The following is a 17,819-nucleotide window of genomic DNA, read 5'->3' as shown; positions in this document are numbered from 1 at the left end:
CCTCAAAAAAGCAGATTATTTTTTGAGGTTTTTCAATGGGATTTTTAAAGTTTTTCCAGATTGTCGGTTAAAGTTCCGAGGAAATTGTTCAAAGGTTTTTCCACCATCATTTTGATAAAAGGATTAAATTTTCCTTCAAATAAAAGTTGAACTTCGGTTTGGTTTTCATTGATCGGGTTCATTACGCCGGTTAAAGAAAAATCCAGGCTGGAACTGGCGGATTTTAAAACAACCTGCTTTTCACTCACCTCATCAATTTTCAAAGCAATTTCCGGCATGCCTTTCAGACCGAATTTAAAGCCGTCTCCACGCGCTTCAAAATTCTGCAAAGTTTCCGGCATTAAGCTGCGGTAATCCTCTGGATTTTTTAACATTTGCACCAGTTCGGCGGCAGATTTATTTACAATTATCTTACGTCCTTCTAAATTCATTTTTATATTTTTGTATTATTAAAGCCCTACAAATGTATAAAGTTTTTGTGAATGAAAAAAAATTAACGATTAGTAAATATCCCGGTGATATTGAAAAAAAGTTAAGATTTGAGGGCTTTGCTACCCTTGAGATTGCGGTGGATCTGCTGGAAAATACCTCATGTCCGGAACTGAATATTTATGGCGACGACATCGAGGAAATCTGGGAAGATTTTACGCATATGTTCAAGGTAATTGAAGCCGCCGGCGGTATTGTTCACAACAGCAAAAAGGAAATTCTGTTTATCCGACGACTCGGAAAATGGGATTTAGCAAAGGGAAAAATCGAAAAAGGTGAATCGCTTGAACAGGCGGCATTGCGCGAAATTGAAGAAGAAACCGGCCTGAAGGAACTTATTTTAGAAGAATTTCTCAACACCACTTTTCACATTTATACTGAACGAAATGGCGACCGTATTCTGAAAACAACGTATTGGTTTTTGGTAGAATATGTAGGCGAGGCAGAACCTGTTCCGCAAACTGAAGAAGGCATTTCTGAAGTCTGCTGGAAAAACGAAGAGGAAATAAAAAATACGGTTCTGGGAAATACCTTCCAGAATATCAAACTGATTTTAAATCAATACTGGAGTTTAAATTAAACGATAAAATCCAGCACTTTTTCTAACGCAATTCCGCGCGAACCTTTTAGCAAAATATTTTCCGAGCTAATTGGGGCTTTTTTTACGTTTTCACCTAATTCTGCTGCGTTTACGTACGCGTTAACAGTTCTATTTACACTTTGAAATATCGGCCCGACGGTAATAATTTCATCAAAATCAAGACTTTCCGCGAAGGCTAAAATTTTGCTGTGTTCCGAGGTTGATTCTTCACCTAATTCCAACATATCGCCGATTATTATCGTTTTAGTACCATTGAATTTCGTGAAATTTTTCAGCGATTCCACCATCGAACTTGGGTTCGCGTTGTAGGTGTCTAAAACTAAAATTTTACCATTTTTCTCTACGATTTGAGACCGCATGTTGGTCGGTGTATAATTTTCAATTGCCGTTTTTATGTGGTCTAAATTTACTCCGAAATGAAAACCTAAAGCAACCGCCGCGCATAAGTTTGTAAAGTTATAATCGCCGGTAAGTTTGGAAAGCAGCGTGTTTTCACCATATTTAAAACCGACAAAATTGTTCGAGGAATAAGGTTCGAAATAGTAATCGGACGCTTCTAAACCGAAAGTAATTTTTGTTTCATAATCAGCGGTTTTTTCCGCCTGTAAAGCATCTTTTTCGTTGACAAGAATGGTTTGTTTTTTAGCTTTTAAATAGGAATATAATTCAGATTTTCCTTTAATTACACCTTCAAAACCGCCAAAACCTTCCAAATGTGCTTTGCCAAAATTGGTAATGTAACCGATATTCGGCTGCGCCAAAGTACACAGAAACTCAATTTCTTTTTGATGATTTGCGCCCATTTCAATTACCGCCACTTCATGCTCCGGTTTTATTGATAAAATCGTTAATGGAACACCTATGTGATTATTGAGATTTCCCGAAGTGTATTGCACTTTGAACTTTTGCGAAAGCACTGCGTGAATAAGCTCTTTAGTCGTGGTTTTCCCGTTGCTGCCGGTTAGTCCGATGACGGGAATTTTAAGCTGGTTTCTGTGGTGAACCGCCAAATCCTGTAAAAACTGCAGCGTGGACGGAACGAAGAATATATTTTTTTCCGAATCTGCAAATTTTTCATCTTCCACAATTACCGCTAGCGCGCCTTTTTGAATGCTTTCTTCTGCCTTTAGCGCCGCATTGTAGGTTTCCCCGGAAAAAGCAAAAAAGAGGTCATTTAGCTCGATATTTCTGCTGTCGATTGTTACTTTGTTGCACTGTAAAAATAGCGGGTAAAAGGTGGCTGCATTCATAGGGCACAAAAATAAAAAAATCCCTCTGTAAAAGAGGGATTTTATATAAAATAAACAAATTATTATCGTTTTGTTCTTCCTTTAGAATTTGATTTAGCATCCTGCGCTACGCGGAAACCAATCCAACCGTACGCTTTTGCTTCATCGCGGTATCTTCTTTGTCCCGGATCAAGCCAGTAAGCTGCATCCAACCATGAGCCACCTTTTACAACACGTACATCGTTAGAAACGCGTGTAGTTCTCATTTTATCGTCTTTTTCTACGATAACACGACCACGGTCATCAACAAAGAATCTTTTCTGTTTCGAGTTGTACATATTATACCCAATAGTAGAACTGTCTTCTTCTCTACCGTAGCCTGCATCTAATGAAGACTGGAAATCACCGTCTCTATAGTTTTTGCTGTCCGCAACAACTTCTCTTTCAAATTGGCCAGGCAAACCTTTGTAAATCAAACGGCCGTCAGCTAAAGTATCGAATTTCACGTCTTCGATTTTTTTGATGGAACCGTCTTCGTTTTTCACTACTTCGCGGGTTACATTTCCTCGGAAATAATTGAAGTCACTCGCTTCCTCGTCGATAATTGGTCTGTACACATCGGCAGTCCATTCAGAAACGTTACCGAACATGCCGTAAATACCTAAGTTATTTGAAGGATATTGTTTAACGTCAGCAGTTGTTGGCGAACCGTCGTTTTTCCAGCCAGCAACGCCTGAATAATCACCACGTCCCTGTTTGAAATTTTCAAGATACATTCCTTTATTTCTACCTTTTTTACCTTTCAATTTTTGAATTTCAGGCTGTTTGTTGGTATAAAGGTTATATTCTCTTTCTTTTTGCATTCCAAGAGCGGCAAATTCCCATTCAACTTCTGTTGGTAAACGGAATTTTGTTACAATACTTGCATTTGCATTTCTATTCGCGGCTAAAATTCGCTCGTTGCTGGTTTTAATACCGGTTTTCTGTTTCAATCTTTCCTGGTTCAGGTAAGCATCCATTTCTGGATCGCTGCTTTTGAATTTATCAATATTGAAAGCAGATGCACCTTGGTTATTTGCATCGTTTAGGTACAAATCTTTTGAAATAACACCTTGATCCATCAAAGTTTTTTCTGCAGCACGGTCAGTTAACCAATCACAATATCGTGAAGCCTGTAACCATGAAACCCCTACTACAGGATAGTAGTCAAATTCAGGTGAACGGAAATAAGTTTCCGCAAAATCATTACGGGAAAGTTCATTATTCCAAACCAAAGTATCGGGTAAAGCTCCTGCGTAAATATCTTTGTAACTCGGATCAGATGGTGGAAAAACAAATTTCAGCCATGTGGTATATTCTCGGTATTCGTAATTCGTAATTTCGGTTTCACCGAGGAAGAAAGAACTAACCTGCATTCTTTTTGGAGTATTGTTCCAGTCATGCATTACATCATCTTTCACTAAGCCCATGGTAAAGGTACCACCTTCCACATAAACCATTCCAGGCCATCCTTTCTGCTTTTGTTGTTTGCCAGTGAAAAACCAACCTTTTTGATCGTTCGGTTTCCAGCCAGTTTTACTTGTAAAACGTTTAGTTCCACCGCCTTTTTTAGTATTACCGCCTCCGCAGCTTACTAAAAGCATGGTAGAAGTCATCGCCATTAATGAAAACAACTTTATTTTATTCATAGTCCATTATAAATTTATCAAAGCACAAAGAAAATAGAAATTATCTAATAAATCAAATTCTCAATTGCTTTTTTTTTGGAAAACGCAAACAAATTAATTTTATTGCATCACCACGCTATTTATAATTTTTTGTTTAATTTGTAGCAGGTAAACAAACAGCTGATGAAACGCTTTTTAACTCTATTTCTAATCTTTCTGTGGAATGCTGCAATTTTTTCACAAACGGTTAAAATATCTTGGGTGGGAAGTACAATTTTAGATTACGGCAGCGAAAAATTTACCGTTCCCTTTTTTACCGATAAAGGCTTTTCTTATGAAAATGCAAGCATTGCCTACCGGCTGTCGCAACCTTTTACCGGAACAACGAAGAAAATTACCAATTTTTCATGGGAAAAAATTTCCAGTAAAGATTTATTCGACATTCAGTTTTACAGCTTACCAACTGAAAATAAATCTGATATCAGCAATTACACCAATCCATATTCTCAGGAAAAAACTACAAATTTTCGGGTAGAAACGTTAAAATTTGAAAATGGAAATATTTACCGCCTGACTTCTTTTCAAATTACTGAGGAAGCCAACAGTGAAAAATATGCCGTTACACAGACATATTTTTTAAATTCGGAAAACCCGCTGAAATCCGGCACGTTCTATAAAATCAAGGTTGATAAATCGGGTATATTTAAAATAACTTCGAAATTTCTGCGTGACAACGGTATAAATATTTCCTCTTTTAATCCTAAAAATTTCCGGATTTACGGTAACGGCGGTGTGATGTTGCCAGAAAACAACCGCGATTTCCGATACGATGGACTTCAGGAAAATGGAATTCAGGTCGTAGGCGAAACCGATGGCGTCTGGAACGAAGAAGATTACGCGCTTTTTTATGCACAGGGACCGCACGGTTTTAACCTCTATAAAACCTCACCGAACTCAAATTACAACGCCAACAAACGCATTGAGACCCGCACCGATGCTTCCGCGAACGTTATTAATATTTACGAAGATTTCGCCTATTATTATATTAATTTCGACAAAGGCGCCGGCAAAAGAGTTCAGATTTCAGACGAAGAATTGGGTGGTGAAACAATTACACGTTATGATGCTTTCCAATACCTCAACGAAGAAAAATTTAACCTGATGAAAATCGGGCGCATCTGGGCCGGCGATGCTTTTACCGGAAATAAATCGGTGAGTTTCACCACCAATTCATCAATTCAGCCGACCGACGTAATTAAATACCGCAGTCGTGTTATCGGTTTTCAATCACCCGGAAATAAAATTTCCATTAACATCAATAACCAAAATGAGCGTTCGTTTTCGCTTTCTTCCAGTGACAGAAGGCAGTTTGCGCCGATAATTTATTCCGGAACAGTAACCAGCCTGCAGGGAAAGCAGCTTACTTTCAATTTTACTCCCGACACTTCCAGCAATCCAAATGGTAAATTTTATTTCGACTATGCTGAAGTTCAGTATAAGGAAGATTTAAAATTTAACAATACCCAAATGAATTTCCGCAGCTTCGATATTGAAGCCGGAAGTGCAAAAAAATATACCTTCAACCTCTCCGATGCAGGTGCTTTAGATCAGATTTGGGATGTTTCGGACCTCACCAATGCCGTTAAAAAAACGAACAAAAGCGCGGGTTCAAATTTTAATTTTGCTTACACCGCCAACAATCCACAGTTTTCGAATGAGTTTGTAGCTTTCAAAAATTCCGAGGCATTTATCCCTTTTTTTGTCGGAAAAATTGAAAACCAGGATTTAACAAATCTTCAGAATATCGATTATTTGATGCTGACAGTGCCGGAAATGGCGGCGCAGGCGCAGCGTTTAGCAAAAACTTATGACGGAAAATATAATGTTGCAGTAGTTGATATAAATAAGGTTTACAACGAGTTCAGCAGCGGAAGTAAAGACATTACAGGTATCCGCGATTTTGTAACAAAGCTAAACACCGGAAAAAAACTGAAATATATTTTTCTCCTTGGCGATACTTCTTATGACTTCCGGGGAAAAACCTATCCGGGATCTGATATTGTTCCGAGTTATCAAAGTGAAGAAAGCGGAAATTATTCCGATTCTTTCGTTACGGATGATTATTTCGTGATGACAAGTCCGCAGTCCACAACTTCTACCTCCTTGTCGTCAACGCTTCCCGATTTACCGATCGGACGCTTGCCCGCCGCAAATGTTGCCGAAGCGCAGCTTTTAATAGATAAAACTTTGGCCTATAAAAATGCTTTGCCTGGACAGTCGACGCCGTTTGGTGAATGGCGAATGAAACTTGATTTCGTGGTTGATGATGATGCGGACAATGGTACACCGTTTCACAACACCATGAACGCTTCTTTGGTAAATGTTTTTGAAAAAGGCCAGCGAAGTGAATATAATGTCCGGAAATTATATCTCGATGCTTTTCCCGCTGAAAATTCCGCGGGCGGTCAGCGTTATCCGCAGGTAAACCAGGCGATTTCCAATGATGTTGGAAACAGTCTTTATCTCTTCTACTTTGGTCATGGTGGTATTAATGGTTGGGCGCAGGAACGCGTTTTAACCATCGATCAAATCCAGAATTTCAGCAACTTCAATAATGTGTATTCGCGCTTTCCTTTGGTTTCTACAATCACGTGCGAGTTTACGCTTTGGGATGATCCCGGAACTTTTTCTGCGGGCGAACAGGTTATAAAATTAAAACGTGGCGGTGCTGCAACCATGATTACCTCAAGCCGCGCGATTGGTGTAAGCTACGGCGAAGAATTCACTACCATATTCACCAAACATATTTTCGAGCTTAAAAACGATAATTTTTTAAATTTAGGTGATTCCTTTTTACAGGCAAAAATCGAAAAAGGTCCTTCATCCGACCATTTAAAAGTAAATTTTTTGGGTGATCCTGCGTCAAAATTAAGCCGTCCCGAAAGGCTAATCGCTATCGATAATATAGATTCGCCAGTGAAAGATAAAATCCGCGCGCTGGATTTTGTAAAAGTTAACGGACATATCAAAAAAGCTGATGGAAGCATCGACACCAATTTCAACGGTAGAGTTGCGGTAAATATTTTCGACAAAAGGCTTCAAAAGAAAACACTGAACAACGATGGCAGCCCGCTTTTAACACCGGTTTTAATTTATACCGAAGAAGGCAGCCCGATTGTGAAATCTTCGGGAATCGCAAAAAATGGTGCTTTTAGCGTCGAATTTTATGTGCCGAAAGACATTAACTATGAAGACGGAAACGGCAGAATGTTGGTATATGCAGACAACAAACAATTCGATGTTTTTGAAAACCAAACTCAAAAAATCGGTGGAATTAATCCGGCGGGCATTAATGATCAGGAGCCTCCGAAAGTCCGCTTATTCATGAACAATACCAATTTCGCCGATGGCGGAATTACCGATCAAAACCCGCTTTTTTTAGCGTGTGTAACCGATAATACCGGAATAAATTCAACCGGCGCAGGAATTGGCCATGATGTAACGGTAATTTTGGACGGCAAAATTATCGAAACAGTGGTTTTAAATGACTTCTATTTTTCCGGTGATGGCAATGGCTGCACAAACCCGTCACTTTCGGATTATCAGAAAGGAAATGTGAGTTATCCTTTCCGTAATTTGGAACCCGGAAATCATCAACTTACGTTTAAAGTCTGGGACATCAACAATAATTCCACCACGACTACGTTAAACTTTATAGTTAAGGACGAAACTGATCAGAAATTAATTGTTAATAAACTCTTAAATTGGCCCAATCCTTTCACTAACAAAACATATGTACAGTTTGAGCATAATTGCGACGATCTTTTGGATGTTAATGTGCAGATTTACACCATAACCGGCAAATTGGTCCGAACTTTGAGTAACGTGGTGACCGCAGAACCGTTTTTACAGGGTTTCAGAACACCAAGAACGGCAATTGAATGGGACGGCAGAGATGATTTTGGCGATGCGGTAGGAAAAGGCACTTATATATTTAAAATTTTCGCGCGCAGCCAAAACCAGGACAAATGTAAAGGTAGCGCCACCGCGGTAGAAAAAATGGTTTTATTGAAGTAAAAACAGACATTTTAAAAAATAAACTATATGAAAATAACTACAAAAGTTTTCCTGACCTTGGGATTGGGGATGGGAATGCTGACTTTCGGGCAGCAGATCAGTAGAATTCAGCCGGTGCTCACTGGTGCACCATTCCTCCGCATTTCGCCGGACGCACGCGCGGGTGGTATGGGAGATCAGGGCGTTGCTACGACAAGTGATGCTTTTTCGCAGTTCTGGAATGCCGCAAAATATCCCTTCAGCAAAACAACGTCTGCAGTTGGGTTTACGTACACCCCTTATCTGAATAAACTTACTAACGACGTATTTCTTTTGTATGGCGCATATCACCAGTTTTTGGGTGAAGAAGAGCGCTCTACCATTTCAGCAAGTATCTACTATTTCAATATGGGTTCGGTTGACTTAACAAGCTATGTTGGTGGTGAAATTCAGCAGGGCGGAACAATAAAGCCTAATGAATTTTCATTCGATTTGGCTTATGGATTGAAATTATCCGACACCTATTCAATGGCGGTTACCGGACGATACATCCGCTCCGATTTATCCGGTGGAATTGGTTCCGACAACACCCTGAAACCTGCAAACTCTTTTGCGGTAGATGTCTCCGGCTACTACGAGGGTCGTAAACATCAATCTTTCGGCGATTACGAAGGCCGCGCACGCGGTGGTTTTGCGATTCAGAATTTAGGTCCACGACTCGACTATACCGGTGATGAAGAATCAAGATCTTACCTGCCGACCATGGCGAGATTGGGCGCTGGTTACGATGTTTACATTGATGATCTGAACCGTGTTGGCGTAAGTGTGGAAGCATCAAAATTGCTTGTTCCGGGACCGGATGAAACCGGAAACGTTCCGAATGTTGGTGTTATCGAAGGCATCGGTAATTCCTTCAGCAACCCAAAAAGCACCATGATCAGCGGCGCTTTGGAATACGAATATGACAATGCATTCGCTCTGCGCACCGGTTATTTTCAGGAAAGTCCGGAGCAGGGCGGCCGACAGTACGCAACGGTTGGTATTGGTTTGAAATACCAGTCTTTCGGTTTGGATATGTCTTACCTCATCAACACTTCGAAAGTAAATTCCGCACTTGATAATACGCTGAGATTTGGTCTCACGTGGAATATCGGCGAACCATCCGCAAATTCAGATTTCTAAAAATTAATATTTAAAAATAAAAAGCTCCAGAAAATGGAGCTTTTTTTTATGACTTAAAAGTTTAAATTTGTGTTATGAACTACGCCACGGAACTAAAAAAATTTGCCACAAGCCAGTCAATTTACTCGGCAGTACGAATTTCTTTTGCTATAGTTCTACCAAGTCTTATTTTGGCGCATTTCGGTTTATTAAAAGAATATTTTCTGTTTCCCCTCGCCACGAGTTTTGTAGGATTAACCGATCAGGCGGGACCATTTATTCGCCGCAGAAATGCCCTAATTTTGGCAATTATCTCATTCTTTATTGTCTCGGTTATTGCGGGTTTAATTAAAAATTTTCCCATTCTCATTTACCCTGAAATCATCATTTTCGGAATATTTTTTACGATGATCGGCGTGTACGGTCAAAGGCTGGCAGCGGTCGGCGCGCTTTCGCTTGTGGTGCTTGGGATTTTTATCGACGGACATTTGACTGGAGATAATATCGTCAAAAGTTCGCTGATTTTTTTAGCAGGCTCCGTGTGCTATTTTTTGATTTTCCTGTTGGTTTCTAAAATTCAACCCTACAAATTAGCCGGCCAGATGATCGGCGAAAATTACCTGGAGTTGGCAAAATATCTTTCAGTAAAATCAAAGTTTTATCTGAAAGATCCAAATTACGACCAGCTTTACGCCCAAATAATTTCACAGCAGATTTCCATTAAAAACCTTCAGGAAGAAACGCGCGAAACCGTTTTTAAAACCCGGAAAATCGTCAATGAATCCACCACAACAAGCCGCTTGTTGATGCTGATGTTTCTAAATTCCATTGATTTACACGAAAAGTTGATGACTTCTGAAAGCGATTACAGAAAGGTTCAGGAAAATTTCGGGGCTTCCGGCTTCCTTTCTTCTCTGGGTGAATATCTCGAAAAACTTTCCGAGGAAATGAACAATATCGGAATCGCTTTACAGAGCAGTACGCGTGCAAAACCTTTGCGTAATATCGATGAATTGCTTGAAAATATTTACAACGAATATTTCGACCTGCGCAACAGCAAATTAAATCCCGACACGCTGGAGGATTTTATGACGCTGCGCTTGATTTTAAACAGAATCACGGGCATTTCCGATGATATTAAAACCATCTACAGAGTTTTCAGCCAGGATATTAAACTTGCAAAAAGTCTTTCGACAGGTCTGGACTATCAGAAATTTGTCACCAAGGAAGAAAAGCTGAATTTTAAAGTTTTGCTAGCGAACATTTCACTGAAATCTTCGCATTTCCGGCATGCTGTTCGCGTGACGGTTGCGTTGGTCATCGGTTATTTTATTTCACAGCTTGAGTTTCTTGGCATCGGGCATTCGTATTGGGTTTTTATTACCATCGTAGCGATTTTGCGCCCTGCTTACGCAACAACCAAACACCGAAATCTCCTAAGGTTGTACGGAACTGTCGCGGGCGCGGTGGTGGCTTACGGCATCCTCTATTTTATTCCGAATCAAAACGCGCTTTTTTTCCTTTTTCTATTGACGATGATTTTGTGTTTTACATTTTTGAAAACCAAATATTCCTGGGCCGTGTTTTTTATGACGATTTATGTGTTTCTCGCTTTTAATATTTTGAAACCTGGAAATCTAAACGCGATTTTTAAAGACCGGATTCTGGATACTGTAATAGCCGGAATTGTTGCCTACCTGGTTTCCTATTTTGTGCTTCCGGTTTGGGAACATACCAAAAATCTGGATTTTATGAAAAGATCGGCGAAAAGCAACCAAAAATACTTTTCAGCGGCGATGGCTTATTTTTTAAATGAAAAAATCGACGTTCAGGATTACAAACTTTCGCGAAAATATGCGATGATTGATTTGGCAAATCTGTCGGACAACTTTCAGCGCATGATTTCCGACCCGAAAAACCAGCAGAAAAAACTGGAGCAACTTCATCAGTTCGTCATCACTTCGCATCTTATTACCGCCTATATTGCTTCTTTTTCCCAATATTCCGAAACGGCGAAAAATTATCCCGAAATCGATTTTGAAGGCTGGGATTTAAAAATTTCCGCAGAACTCCGCAGAATAAATCTTTTGCTGGAACAGAAAAGTGCTGACAAAACCATTCTGGAAGAAAGCAAATTAGACCCGAACGACACGGTAGAAAATCTTTTGGAAAACCGAAAAAAAGAGCTTCAGGAGAACGAATTTTTTGACCGCCGGGATCCCGGCAGAATCACGCATTTAACCGAATTAAAAAACCTGAAAGAAATCCTGGAACTCATCTACGACGTAGCAAAAGAACAACGGAAAGTTGTTGAAAAGCTTGACATTGAACCTCAGACCACGATTGTGATGCAGTAATTTTCGAAAAACTCCACCCGGGCTTCAAATAAATCAGAAACTTTGTCATCATGCACGCGGCACTGGATATTGTACGGAAAATCCAGGCTAAAAGGTTTCACCTCGTAATGTTTTTTCAATGACCAGTAATTGGAATGGTGAATTTTGTACAGACTTTCCTTCAAAGACCAAATTACCGTTAAATAAGCGGTTTCCTTTTCTTTTTCAATAAAGTGCGTTTCCTCTTCATAAATAAATTTGTGCTTAATCCGCTTGATTTTATCATTAAAAGGTTCAATATCAATCCCGATTTTTTCTTTAGAAATAGCAAGCGCTGCGTACGGAAAAGAATGCGTAACTGAAATTTCATAATCTGCCGGCTCCAGAAAAGGCTCGCGGTCTTTGTACAAAATCTGGTGATCAGGTAAAATGGATTTTAAAATTTTGCGTACAAGCAAAAGTTCCTTCAGTTTTATCGGATGATAATCTTTTACTTTTTCGAAATTTTCTTTTTCAAGAAGCAAATGCGGATCAAGTGATTCTTTTTCGTTGAATTTCCAAAGCAGGACAGTTGCCTTTTCATCGGAAAAATCTCGGTACAGCGGCATATTTTGTAGTGGAGGATTTAGTTCGTAAATTTGCAAAAATTATTTCAATTAGATGGAAAGCACAACACAATACATTCCTTATAAAGTTAAGGACATTTCATTAGCCGAATACGGCAGAAAAGAAATACACCTTGCAGAAGCAGAAATGCCGGGCCTGATGGCGATTCGCGAAGAGTACGGTCCAAGCCAGCCGCTGAAAGGCGCCAGAATTGCGGGCTGTCTTCACATGACGATCCAGACTGCGGTTTTAATCGAAACTTTGGTCGCTCTGGGCGCTGATGTTACCTGGTCTTCATGTAATATTTTTTCCACTCAGGATCACGCCGCAGCGGCGATTGCAGCAGCCGGAATCCCCGTTTACGCGTGGAAAGGTATGACCGAAGAAGAATTTGAATGGTGCATCGAACAAACCGTATTTTTCGGTGAAGACAGAAAACCTTTAAACCTTATTTTAGATGATGGTGGAGATTTAACCAACTTGGTTTTCGATAAATATCCGGAATTAACCGCTGAAATTAAAGGACTTTCCGAGGAAACCACAACCGGAGTACACAGACTTTACGAAAGAATGAAAAACGGAACTTTGGTAATGCCGGCAATCAACGTGAATGATTCCGTAACCAAATCGAAGTTCGATAACAAATACGGCTGTAGAGAATCTGCAGTTGACGCAATCCGACGTGCCACCGACACCATGTTGGCAGGAAAAAGAGTTGTAGTTTGTGGTTACGGTGATGTAGGCAAAGGAACTGCCGCTTCTTTCCGTGGCGCAGGTTCAATTGTTACCGTGACTGAAATTGACCCAATTTGTGCGCTTCAGGCTGCGATGGAAGGTTATGAAGTTAAAAAACTCGACACCGTAGTTGGAACTGCTGATATCGTGATAACGACCACCGGAAATTACAACATTGTACAGGCAGAGCATTTCAAAAAAATGAAAGATAAAACCATCGTTTGTAACATCGGACATTTCGATAACGAGCTTGATATGGCGTGGTTGAACAAGAATTACGGCGATACCAAATACGAAGTAAAGCCGCAAGTTGATGTGTATAATATCGATGGCAAAGAAATCATCATTTTGGCAGAAGGCCGTTTGGTAAACTTAGGTTGTGCCACCGGTCACCCAAGTTTTGTGATGAGTAACTCTTTCACCAACCAAACTTTAGCACAGATTGAATTGTGGACAAACAACGATGCTTACGAAAATGCAGTTTACACTTTGCCAAAACATTTGGATGAAAAAGTGGCTGCTTTACACCTGAAAAAATTGGGTGTTGAATTGGAAACTTTAACCGAAGAGCAGGCAAAATATATCGGAGTTACGGTTGATGGTCCTTTCAAACCGGAATATTACAGATATTAATTCTGAGATTACAAAAGCAAAAAAACGGTCAATTAAGGCCGTTTTTTTTTGTTTAAAATTCTATGAAGTGATTTTTATTTGGTTTAAAATTCCCGTGTTCATCAAAATTTTGGTAAATTTAAACACCTGAAAAATTCCCTGCTATTTGGCCATTTTTTTTCAAATTACATTTTTAAAGCAAAAAAATTCGGTGCATTTAAACCCAATTTTTTCTAAAAAAATGCCGTTTTAACCCGGAATTTTTTAAAAATACAAAGATAAAAATTTATGAAAAGACACGAAGCTTTGGTACAACTCAGCCGCGATCATCATTTTGGATTGCTGCTTTGCTGGAAACTTAAAGAAGGTTTGAAAAGAGAAATTTCCGTGGAAAGAATGGAAAAATACATCAAGCTTTTCTATCAGCAGAATTTAAAACCACATTTTGCGGAAGAGGAAGATTCTATTTTTAAAGTTTTGGGCGAAGAACATCCGATGATTAAAGAAGCGATGGCGCAGCACCGTACTTTTCATAAAATGATTGCTGACGGCTTTTCTACACCTGAAGAAATAGAAAAATTTCGCGCTTTGCTGGAACTTCACATCCGAACTGAAGAGCGCGAAATTTTCCCTGAAATCGAAAGACAGGCAACCTACGAGCAGCTGCAAAATCTTTTGGCGATGAATTATCCGGAGCTGAAAGAACCCGATTACGACGATATTTTCTGGAAATAATCTGAACTGAAATCCAAAATCAAAAGCTTATTTTTTTCTTTTGGCTTTGGATTTTGCTTTTTCCTGCGCGCGGTTTGCACCAATTTTTTTCGGAGCTTTTCTGGCATGAGGTCCGCCCCAGTTTTCCTTTTTATTTTTGTCTTTTTTCTCGTGAAATGCGCCGCCGCCATCTTCAAGTTTCACGGTGTGTGCATTTTTCATCACCACTTCATCTTTTTCTGAAGCAATTTTCACTGGATTTATTTTCACTTCGGCTGGGAAATCGATCATTTTCACCGCGCGATCCATTAAAAATTCGATGTCAAACAAAAGATCTTCTTCTTTTTTGGTCACGAAAGAAATGGCGATACCATTTTTATCCGCACGGCCGGTTCGCCCGATCCGGTGAATATATTGCTCCGGAACTTCCGGAATTTCAAAATTAATGACGTGCGTAATGTCTGAAATATCTAAACCACGCGCCATAATATCGGTGGTAATCAAACCGCGGACTTTTTGCGATTCGAAATTCCGCATCGCATTCAAACGGTAATTCTGAGATTTATTGGAGTGAATGACGTCAAATTCATCCGGAAATAATTCCTCAATTTTGGTGAAAAGATAGTCTGCATTTTTTTTGTTATTGCAGAAAATCAAGACCTTAGAAAGATCAGCATTCGTTTCTAAAAGATGTTGAAGCAAATTGATTTTGGTATTGAAATTTTCAACTTTATAGCCAATTTGCTCGATTTTTTCTAATGGTGTTCCGGATTTTGCTAATGAAATTTCCACGGGACCGGAAAAATATTCATAAAGTAAAGCGTCCACCGCTTCCGTCATTGTCGCTGAAAAAAGAATATTCTGCCTTTTTTCTTTCATCATTTGGAAAATGTGCGTGAGCTGCGCTTTGAAACCCAAATTCAGCATTTCATCAAACTCATCGATGATCAGTTTATTGACTTCTTTCAGCGAAATCGCATTATCGATTGCCAAGTCCATGACGCGGCCGGGCGTTCCGACCAAAATGTCACAGCCATCTTCAAAAAGCAGTTTTTGGGTTTTAATATTTTTACCACCGTAAATTCCGATCACTCTTGTGGTCAGATTTTGTGTTAAATTTTCCACCACGCCCGCAACCTGAACCACAAGTTCTCGCGTAGGAACCAGAATTAAAACCGTAGGGTTTCCGGTTTTGTTATATTTCCAAGTTTTCAGAACAGGAAGAAGATAAGCCAAAGTTTTTCCGGTTCCGGTTTGCGCAATTCCCATCACATCGCGGCCCGAGAGAATAGGACCGATGGTTTTCTGCTGAATTGGTGTCGGTTCAAACAGATTGGAATCTGCTAAAACATCAAGAATTTTTTCCGGGAGATTAAAATCGGCAAAAGTCATTTTTTCCATTTTGCAAAGATAGTTTTTTTGACAGGATTAGAATATTTCGTAATTTGGAGGAATGAAAGGTTATATCCTGCTCCTCTTTTTGGTATTTTTTTCCTGTGAAAAGCAGGAAAAATCTCAGAATTCCAAAGTGACGGAAAAACCTGCAACTACCAAAAATTCTCAAAAATCCACACCTAATTTTCTGGAGACTACAGATTGGTTTAAATATTATAAAGAAAAAAATCCGGCATTTTCAGCTGAAAAATTTACAATTCAGCAAACTTCACCATTATCCTACGGTGAAACTTCGGTTAAAATTTTGAATGAAAAAGGTTTCAATGAAATCTATGCGCCCTTTTTTATTTTTAATGAAAGCAAAGATCATTACCTCGATATTGATAGCTATCACTGGATTATTTCTCCTGATGGTTACGCCGGCTTTGAAGCAGACCAGCAAATTGTTTTGGTGGATGTAAAGAAAAAAGAAGCCAAACAAATCGCGTTTTACGGCCCATCGTTCCGAATTGAAGATGCAGTTTGGAAAGGCGATTCCGTGGCGGTTTTGCTTGGAAATTCATATGAAAAAGTTCCTTTTAAAGTGGAATTCAATTTCCCAAAAAATCAGGTTAAAAATTATCAATATTCTGATACTTTAAAATTTGACGTTCCATATTCGGAAGTGCGGTTAGAAAAAAGAGCTATTAAAATAAATTAAAAGATTTCTACCAAAATCTACTCAATCCTATCTTCTAAATGTTTGATCAGGAATTCGACTTTAGGGTCAATAATTTCGTACAATTCTGTATCCTTGTCCAAAAGGATTTCTTCTTTTCGAACCAGTCCATAGTTCTGCATCAATTTAATTTGTCCCTCGCTTTGTGCTGCGGTTTGGGAAAAGTACGTTGTTAATTCCTTTTTTGAAAAACTTGTCTTTTTTAATTGTAATAACCTATTGATCATCGCTTTAATTTCCTTGTTCCTACCCACTTTGGACGGGAATAGGGAATCATAGTCATAGACCTTGCAAAAGCTAATCATTCCATCTCTAATAGCTTTATCTTCAAAATATTTAACAGCCGAATTAATATTAGCTTGACGATTGTAAATTTCAGATAATAGGAAAATTAAATCACGAGGAGAATTGTTGGAAAGACTAAGTAGATCTTTAATATCAACCTCATTTCGAAATAGGTGCTTTACTGTAATTTTTTTACTATCCGAAAAGTAACTTAAGCGTTTTTCGATTAATGGAACTAAGTCATGAGAATTCCATCTAACGTCTATAATACCATGTTTATCAAACCTCACCGTCCCGGATAATTCTGATCGTAATTCGGACCATAAGCTAAAACCTATCGCTATATTTTCATTTAGCAAAAATTCATTATCTGCTAATAGATCTTTTGTAAAATTGGAGATAAGTTGAATTTCCTGATTTAGCTCTTGATATTCGTCTATTTTGTCAAACAACACGATTATCTTAGACAGACCCATTTTAGAAAAGACCAAAAAAATGTCATCTAAAACATGTTTTAATTCTTCCTTTGAACAATTCTCGCTATTTATTTCATTTTTTCCAATTTGTATTTCAGATACTTTTTTAAAATACTCCTTGTGAAGCTCACTATTATTAATTGAATCTACACCTAATGACTGCCTAATAAAATTAGAGGTAATATTAACCGCAGAAGATGTTAGCGAATTTGCTATATCGACACCAAATAAGTTAAAAATTCGTATAAAAAAATTCGTAACGTTTACCTTTTTTACTTTATTACAAACATCAGAATATTCACTTTCACTAAGAGGGCGGAAAAAGGTCTTAATAAAAAAACTAAGTTTTTCTTTCTCATGTTTATTTAATCTTTTTATAAGCTTTTTGTTGCTGAGTAAATTAGTTGAAAGTTTTGTAATGACACCTTTAATAATCAACAATAAAAAATCAACATTATTATTTCGTAACGGGATATTATCAAACCGATCGACCTTGACAACTAGTAAACTTTCATTATCCTCTAAATCTTTAAAGAGCTTATTTATTACGGAAGACTTTCCGTGCCCTCGCTGTCCTATGATAAAACGTGTATCACCAGAAGTCAAATCAGACTGCAACGTAGAGTAATAGTTGGGTTCATAAAAGATGTCGTCGATAAACCCCAACTCCTGTTCTGAAGATCGCTTAGAAAAAGGGTTATTTACAAAACCTAAACTTTCATATAAATTTTTTTTCACC

At 38.7% G+C, this 17,819-nt stretch carries 13 protein-coding genes; 7 read left to right on the top strand and 6 right to left on the bottom strand.

Annotated features, from left to right (window positions below):
• Positions 1–44: 44 nt before the first annotated feature.
• Positions 45–431, bottom strand: coding sequence for a hypothetical protein (locus OA84_RS06135; RefSeq protein WP_039343848.1), 387 nt, complete (start codon positions 429–431; stop codon positions 45–47).
• Positions 432–463: 32 nt separating this feature from the next.
• Between OA84_RS06135 and OA84_RS06130 the strand changes: the two genes are divergently transcribed.
• Positions 464–1,069 (top strand): NUDIX hydrolase, encoded by a 606-nt coding sequence (locus OA84_RS06130; protein WP_039343847.1) that lies wholly within the window; start codon positions 464–466, stop codon positions 1,067–1,069.
• Here OA84_RS06130 and OA84_RS06125 read toward each other — a convergent pair.
• A complete protein-coding gene (locus OA84_RS06125) occupies positions 1,066–2,340 on the bottom strand; it encodes a UDP-N-acetylmuramoyl-tripeptide--D-alanyl-D-alanine ligase (RefSeq protein ID WP_039343846.1) in 1,275 nt (424 codons plus the stop codon). The genes OA84_RS06130 and OA84_RS06125 overlap by 4 nt on opposite strands.
• A gap of 62 nt (positions 2,341–2,402) precedes the next feature.
• Positions 2,403–4,007 carry a gliding motility lipoprotein GldJ gene (gene gldJ / locus OA84_RS06120; RefSeq protein WP_039343845.1) on the bottom strand — a complete coding sequence of 535 codons (1,605 nt, stop codon included), beginning with the start codon at positions 4,005–4,007 and terminating at the stop codon, positions 2,403–2,405.
• A 162-nt stretch (positions 4,008–4,169) separates the two neighbouring features.
• On the opposite strand from gldJ, the gene porU reads away from it, so the two are divergent.
• The 3 genes from porU to OA84_RS06105 all read left to right on the top strand — a co-directional run bounded on the left by porU (position 4,170) and on the right by OA84_RS06105 (position 11,560).
• Positions 4,170–8,063: a type IX secretion system sortase PorU gene (gene porU, locus OA84_RS06115; RefSeq protein ID WP_039343843.1), complete on the top strand. Its 3,894-nt coding sequence runs from the start codon at positions 4,170–4,172 to the stop codon at positions 8,061–8,063.
• Between the two features lie 27 nt (positions 8,064–8,090).
• Positions 8,091–9,224 carry a type IX secretion system outer membrane channel protein PorV gene (porV, locus tag OA84_RS06110; protein WP_039343841.1) on the top strand — a complete coding sequence of 378 codons (1,134 nt, stop codon included), beginning with the start codon at positions 8,091–8,093 and terminating at the stop codon, positions 9,222–9,224.
• Positions 9,225–9,298: 74 nt separating this feature from the next.
• On the top strand, positions 9,299–11,560 hold the full coding sequence (locus tag OA84_RS06105) for an FUSC family protein (protein WP_039343839.1): 2,262 nt from the start codon (positions 9,299–9,301) through the stop codon (positions 11,558–11,560).
• Here OA84_RS06105 and OA84_RS06100 read toward each other — a convergent pair.
• The gene (locus OA84_RS06100; RefSeq protein ID WP_039343837.1) at positions 11,536–12,147 is read right to left on the bottom strand and encodes a 4'-phosphopantetheinyl transferase family protein; all 612 of its coding nucleotides are present in this window, start codon (positions 12,145–12,147) and stop codon (positions 11,536–11,538) included. The two genes, OA84_RS06105 and OA84_RS06100, sit on opposite strands and share 25 nt — an antisense overlap.
• 52 nt (positions 12,148–12,199) lie before the next feature.
• Here OA84_RS06100 and ahcY point away from each other — a divergent pair, with 52 nt between their 5' ends.
• A complete protein-coding gene (gene ahcY, locus OA84_RS06095; protein ID WP_039343835.1) occupies positions 12,200–13,513 on the top strand; it encodes an adenosylhomocysteinase in 1,314 nt (437 codons plus the stop codon).
• A 267-nt stretch (positions 13,514–13,780) separates the two neighbouring features.
• Positions 13,781–14,227 carry a hemerythrin domain-containing protein gene (locus OA84_RS06090; protein ID WP_039343833.1) on the top strand — a complete coding sequence of 149 codons (447 nt, stop codon included), beginning with the start codon at positions 13,781–13,783 and terminating at the stop codon, positions 14,225–14,227.
• A gap of 27 nt (positions 14,228–14,254) precedes the next feature.
• Here the strand turns inward: OA84_RS06090 and OA84_RS06085 are convergent, their stop codons facing one another.
• Positions 14,255–15,607: a DEAD/DEAH box helicase gene (locus tag OA84_RS06085; RefSeq protein WP_039343831.1), complete on the bottom strand. Its 1,353-nt coding sequence runs from the start codon at positions 15,605–15,607 to the stop codon at positions 14,255–14,257.
• A 52-nt stretch (positions 15,608–15,659) separates the two neighbouring features.
• On the opposite strand from OA84_RS06085, the gene OA84_RS06080 reads away from it, so the two are divergent.
• Complete coding sequence (locus tag OA84_RS06080; RefSeq protein WP_039343829.1) at positions 15,660–16,301, top strand: hypothetical protein; 642 nt, start codon at positions 15,660–15,662, stop codon at positions 16,299–16,301.
• A 17-nt stretch (positions 16,302–16,318) separates the two neighbouring features.
• Here the strand turns inward: OA84_RS06080 and OA84_RS06075 are convergent, their stop codons facing one another.
• A complete protein-coding gene (locus tag OA84_RS06075) occupies positions 16,319–17,818 on the bottom strand; it encodes a P-loop ATPase, Sll1717 family (RefSeq protein ID WP_156965043.1) in 1,500 nt (499 codons plus the stop codon).
• Position 17,819 lies beyond the last annotated feature (1 nt).

This window comes from Kaistella solincola (genome assembly GCF_000812875.1).
Taxonomy (GTDB): domain Bacteria; phylum Bacteroidota; class Bacteroidia; order Flavobacteriales; family Weeksellaceae; genus Kaistella; species Kaistella solincola.
The sequence above is the reverse complement of the archived record's forward strand: the minus strand, read 5'-3'. Positions and strand labels throughout refer to the sequence as shown.